This window comes from Ectothiorhodospira lacustris, assembly GCF_022227785.1.
In the GTDB taxonomy this organism is placed as follows: domain Bacteria; phylum Pseudomonadota; class Gammaproteobacteria; order Ectothiorhodospirales; family Ectothiorhodospiraceae; genus Ectothiorhodospira; species Ectothiorhodospira lacustris.
In genome coordinates this window covers 1-5195 of record NZ_JAJNQM010000126.1, presented here as the reverse complement: position 1 = coordinate 5195, position 5195 = coordinate 1, and the positions used below count along the sequence as shown (strand labels likewise).

Below are 5195 nucleotides of genomic sequence, written 5' to 3'. Positions count from 1 at the left end.
GCGCTGGCGCGAAGCCGGCATTCCCATCGTGCCCGTTGCCATCAATCTGACCACGCAGGAACTCTACAAGCAGGAACTGGTTGCCGATATCCGTGCAACGATGTCGCATTACCAGGTCGACCCCGGCTTGCTGGAGTTCGAGATTACCGAAAGCACTGCCATGCGCTCCATGGATGACGCGAAGGTCATCCTGTCGGAATTGAAAGCGGTCGGATTTACCTTGTCCCTGGATGATTTCGGGACGGGCTACGCCTCCATGAGCTATCTGAGCAACCTGCCGGTCCATGGGCTGAAGATCGATCAGTCCTTCATTGCGGGGCTGGAGCGGGACCCGTCACGACGCAGGCAAGCCGCAGCCATCGTCGATGCCATGATCGGGCTGGGCCTCAATCTGGGTCTGGATGTCGTCGCGGAAGGCGTGGAAACTCCGGCGCAACGGGATTTTCTCATCAGCCACCGCTGTACACGAGGGCAAGGCTTCCTGTTTAGCCACCCACAGCCGGAAGACATCATCGGTGGTCTGCTCAAAGAGGGAACAACCATAAACCACTCGATCCCGGATCACTCTCGCCCATAGAGCGTCATCATGTGCCGAAGGTGTCCGGCCAGGGTGTCGGGCACTTGGTCCCAGGAGAAACGCCAGCGCCAGTTACCCTCCTGGGTGCCGGGGGTGTTCATGCGATGACAACCATCCAGTTCCAGTACGTCCTGCATCGGCAGGACGGCCAGGCGCGCCACCGAGGCCAGCGCACTGCGTACCAGGGGCCATGGCATGGACTCATCGGGATACCCAAGATATTCCCTCACCCGGGACTGCAGCGCCGCGTCACAGCCGGCGTACCAGCCCAGCGTCGTGTCGTTATCGTGAGTACCCGTATACACCACCGAGTTTTCCTCGTGATGATGGGGCAGATAGGGATTGGCAGCACCGCCTTCAAAGGCAAACTGCAGGATCTTCATCCCCGGCAAGCCGTTCTGATCCCTCAAGGCCTCCACCTCGGGGGTGATCACGCCAAGATCCTCCGCCACCAAAGGCAACGTACCGAACCGTTCCCGCAGGGTGTCGAACAGGGCCTTGCCCGGCGCCGGCACCCAATGACCGTTGATCGCGGTCTCCTCGTCGGCCGGAATCGACCAGTAGGCCTCAAACCCCCGGAAATGATCGATGCGAATCAGGTCAACCATTTCCAGGGCGGCACTGATGCGCTCAATCCACCACTGGAACCCTTCAGTCGCCATGTTCCGCCAGTGATAGTGAGGATTTCCCCAGCGCTGCCCCGTGGCCGAAAAATAGTCAGGGGGCACGCCGGCCACACAGTTGGGAAGCCCCTGTGCGTCCAGATCAAAGAGCCGGCGATGGGTCCAAACATCAGCACTGTCGCTGGCCACGAAGATGGGCATGTCCCCGAACAGCAGAATCCCTCTGCGGTTGGCGTGCTGCTTCACTGCCCGAAGCTGGCCATAGAACAGGAATTGCTCAAAACGGTATTGTTCCAGCACCCTTTCAAGCCGTTGCCTGGCCGTCTCCAGGGCCTTATCCTCCCGGTCACGCAAGGGCACGGGCCATTCCCACCAAGGCGCCTGCCCCTGCTCGGCCTTCAGACCCAGATAAAGCACATAGTCTTCCAGCCAGTACGCATGATGTGACTTGAACGCGGCAAATCCGGCCCGTTCATCGGGGTCGGCATGGGCCTCAAAACCCACCCTGGCCTCCTGCAGCGCAGGGCAGCCATAGGGATTTCTCAGCCCCTGTTCCCGATACTTGGAGGATGCTTCGGACAACCAGCCCCGATGGTGCAATTCATCCAGGCAGATCAGACCGGTATGGCCGGCATGGACCGACATGCACTGATAGGGCGATCCGCCGGCATGCGGCTGATTCAGGGGCAGAACCTGCCAGACAGTCACACCACAGGCCTCAAGAAACTCGATGAACCGATGGGCTTCATGCCCCAGAGTGCCCTGCTCGGCGGTTCCTGGAAGCGAAGTGGGGTGCAGCAGTATGCCGGCACGGCGCCGGTCCAGAAATGACCGGGCTTCAGGAACGGTTTCGGACACGTTGCCTCCGTCCATTGTGACTGACTCCAGCCGGCGGCACGGAAGTGCCTGGACCGACAACAGGAGAACCTTGAACCATCTTCATACGGTTTTCTGACCGGTCCGCATGACGCCGCCTGCGACCGGTTCCCCGCTACCCCGGCTCACGGCATGCGACAAGTAACCAGGGGGAGGAGCGCCCATGAGCAAGTACAGGCGGGTCAGGTGCTGGCGATAGAGACGCTCGAACAGACCCACCGCTGACGAAGGATTATAGTCACCGAACCACCAGCACCAGTCAGAGCCCTCACAGACCGCCAGCTGATCAAGCACGGCGGCTTCTTCAGCCGGCGTCAACCGGCCCTCCGCCAAGACCCGATCCACCTGGACCTTGGCATCGATCAGCATGTCCCAACCCCGATTCTTGTCCGCGGATCCGATCCAGGTTTCGAAGTTACCATAGACCCAGCTACCGGCCACCACCCGCGACAATGCCGACAAGGGCGGTCCTCCCTCATCAAGGGCTTCGCTGAAGGTCGTGAGTTCGATGGCCGGATGATCCACCAACCTGGGGTACAGGGCGGAAAGAAAGTAGAAGGCATTGTTGGGATAGTATTCCCAGGCATTTTCGCCATCGAGAATGACGGACACCACCGGCGTCGGATCACCGGGCCGACGGGTACGGGCCAACTGCTCGGCGATCTGCTCCAGCTGATGAATGAAGTCGGCAACGGCATCATCGCCATGCCAGTCCGCGTAACGAAAGCCGATGGAATCGGACAGACCATCATCCCGGAAAAAAACCGCCAAGGATTCGGCATCATAGCGATAGGGACGATACAGCCAGGAGCGACTCGCTGCCGGGGGCTGCGGCCCGGACGATGCGCGCAGGGAATTCACCAGCACCCCTTCACCGGAAGCTGCCCATCGGATACCTTCCTGTGCTAATAACCGCAGGGTTGCATCGCTGACTCCACCTTCCGAAGGCCAGCAGCCGGCAGGCCGCAGACCGAAATGTTCCTCGAACACGGCCATGCCACGGGCAACATGCCAGCGTACCCGCTCATCCCCACCCGGATAGAATGGCGCCTCGGGCAGTGCCGTTTCCGGGACCGCTTCCCGCGCGGATGTCAGGTCCAGCAACAGCGGCATGATGGGATGGGCATACGGAGTGAAAGACAACTCCACCTGCCCCGTATGGGCCAGGCGCCGATAGCGGGCAATCACTTCCCCCAACAGTTCGCCGATGACTTCCATCAGCATCCGGCGCTGCCCGGGGGTAAAATTCCGCCCCTGCTTCATCAAGGGTTCGATACGGGGATCGGAACGGCGCACCGTTTCCCCCATCCACATCAGGTGATACCAGGTCACCAGGTCAAAAAAATACTGATCCCCCAGATAGATCGCGGCATCCGGCTGCTGACGCAGCCAGGGCAACATGTCGGCCAGCATTCGATAATCCGGATTGGGCTCGATCAGACGCTTGCGATTGGCCCGCGTGCAAGCTTCGGCCAACTGCATGCGCTCGGTGGCACCGGCAGGAGCCGACTGTGCCCCCAGCAAGGCCAGTACCGGGTCGGAGATGGGTTTGCCCTGCTGCAGAAAGGCAGCCACCTGAACGGCATAATCCCTGATCTGCTCCAGCAGCACCGGGGCAAAATTGACCACGGCCCGAGCGCCGGGCGTCGCTTCAAGGTGAGCGGCCATATCCACATAGTCCTTGATGGCATGCAGATAGGTCCAGGGCAAGGCGTAACGCCCCGTGCCTGCCTCGCGATACTCGGGCTGGTGCATGTGCCAGCACAGCACCAGCCTGAGGGCCACGGGGTCCTTCCGGAGGGAATCAGCGGGCATAGCGGGTGATATTACCGAGCATTTCAGGTGTCACCACGGTCACGCCGCCTTGGGAGACATGGAAGTGTTTGGCATCTTCTGCCGGGTCTTCGCCGACCACCATGCCTTCGGGAATCCGACAACCCTTGTCAATCACGGCCTTGTGAATCCGGCAATACCGCCCGATCTCCACATCGGGCAGGACCACGGAGTTGGTAACCTGGCTGTAGGAATTGACGATCACGTTGGAAAACAGCAGAGAATGCCGCACCTGAGCTCCCGAAATGATGCACCCCCCCGACACCATGGAATCCACGGCCATGCCGCGGCGATCATCATCATCGAACACGAACTTGGCCGGCGGTAGCTGCTCCTGATAGGTCCATATCGGCCAGTCCATATCGTAGAGGTTCAGTTCCGGCGTCACACCGATCAGTTCCAGATTGGCCTGCCAGTAGGAATCGATGGTGCCCACGTCGCGCCAATAGGCTTGAGAGCCGGTCTGCACGTCCCGGAAGGGGTACGCCATCACCCGGTAGGACTTGATCACATTGGGGATGATGTCCTTGCCGAAATCGTGGCTGGAGCCGGGCGTGTCCGCATCCTTGATCAGTTGCTCGAACAGGAAGCGAGTGTTGAAGACGTAGATCCCCATGGAGGCCAGGGCCTTGTCCGGATTGTCGGGAATGCTCTGGGGTTGCGACGGCTTTTCCGCAAACCGGCGCACCCGACCATCCCCGTCCACCGCCATCACGCCGAATCCCTTGGCGGTTTCCAGATCCACCTCCAGGCACCCTACGGTCATGTCGGCACCGGATTCGACGTGGTAGGCAATCATGTCGCCATAGTCCATCTTGTAGATGTGGTCACCAGCCAGGATCAGCACATAGCTGGGATTATGGTCACGGATGATGTCCAGATTCTGGTAGACCGCATCCGCCGTACCCTCGTACCAGGAGGTCTCGATACGCTGCTGGGCCGGCAGCAGTTCCACGAACTCACCGAATTCGCCGCGCAAAAACCCCCAGCCACGCTGAATATGCTGAATCAGGGAATGGGACTTGTACTGAGTGAGTACCGCCACCTGACGGATCCCGGAATTGATACAGTTGGAAAGCGGAAAGTCGATAATGCGGAACTTGCCGCCGAAGGGCACCGCCGGCTTGGCCCGCCAGAGGGTCAGCTGCTTGAGGCGGGAACCGCGCCCACCGGCGAGGATCAATGCCAAGGTGTCACGGGTGATACGACTGACGAAGCGTTGAGATTGTGGTTTCATGCTGACTTTCCCGGACCCGGGTGAATGGGGGACTCGGTCATGGCGCCCA

General features: G+C 60.4%; 4 protein-coding genes. 1 reads left to right on the top strand and 3 read right to left on the bottom strand.

Features of this window, described 5'->3' with window-relative positions; translation table 11 throughout:
* Positions 1-577 (top strand): EAL domain-containing protein (locus LQ952_RS15305; RefSeq protein WP_238623485.1); only part of this gene is annotated, 577 nt, incomplete at its 5' end.
* On the opposite strand, the gene malQ is transcribed toward LQ952_RS15305, so the two are convergent.
* The 3 genes from malQ to glgC all read right to left on the bottom strand — a co-directional run bounded on the left by malQ (position 562) and on the right by glgC (position 5146).
* Positions 562-2073, bottom strand: a complete 1512-nt coding sequence (gene malQ, locus LQ952_RS15300; RefSeq protein ID WP_238623484.1) for a 4-alpha-glucanotransferase — start codon at positions 2071-2073, stop codon at positions 562-564. The genes LQ952_RS15305 and malQ overlap by 16 nt on opposite strands.
* Before the next feature lie 66 nt (positions 2074-2139).
* Positions 2140-3891, bottom strand: coding sequence for a glycoside hydrolase family 57 protein (locus tag LQ952_RS15295; RefSeq protein WP_238623483.1), 1752 nt, complete (start codon positions 3889-3891; stop codon positions 2140-2142).
* Positions 3881-5146 (bottom strand): glucose-1-phosphate adenylyltransferase, encoded by a 1266-nt coding sequence (gene glgC / locus LQ952_RS15290; RefSeq protein ID WP_238623482.1) that lies wholly within the window; start codon positions 5144-5146, stop codon positions 3881-3883. Before glgC ends, LQ952_RS15295 begins: the two co-directional genes overlap by 11 nt.
* Positions 5147-5195 lie beyond the last annotated feature (49 nt).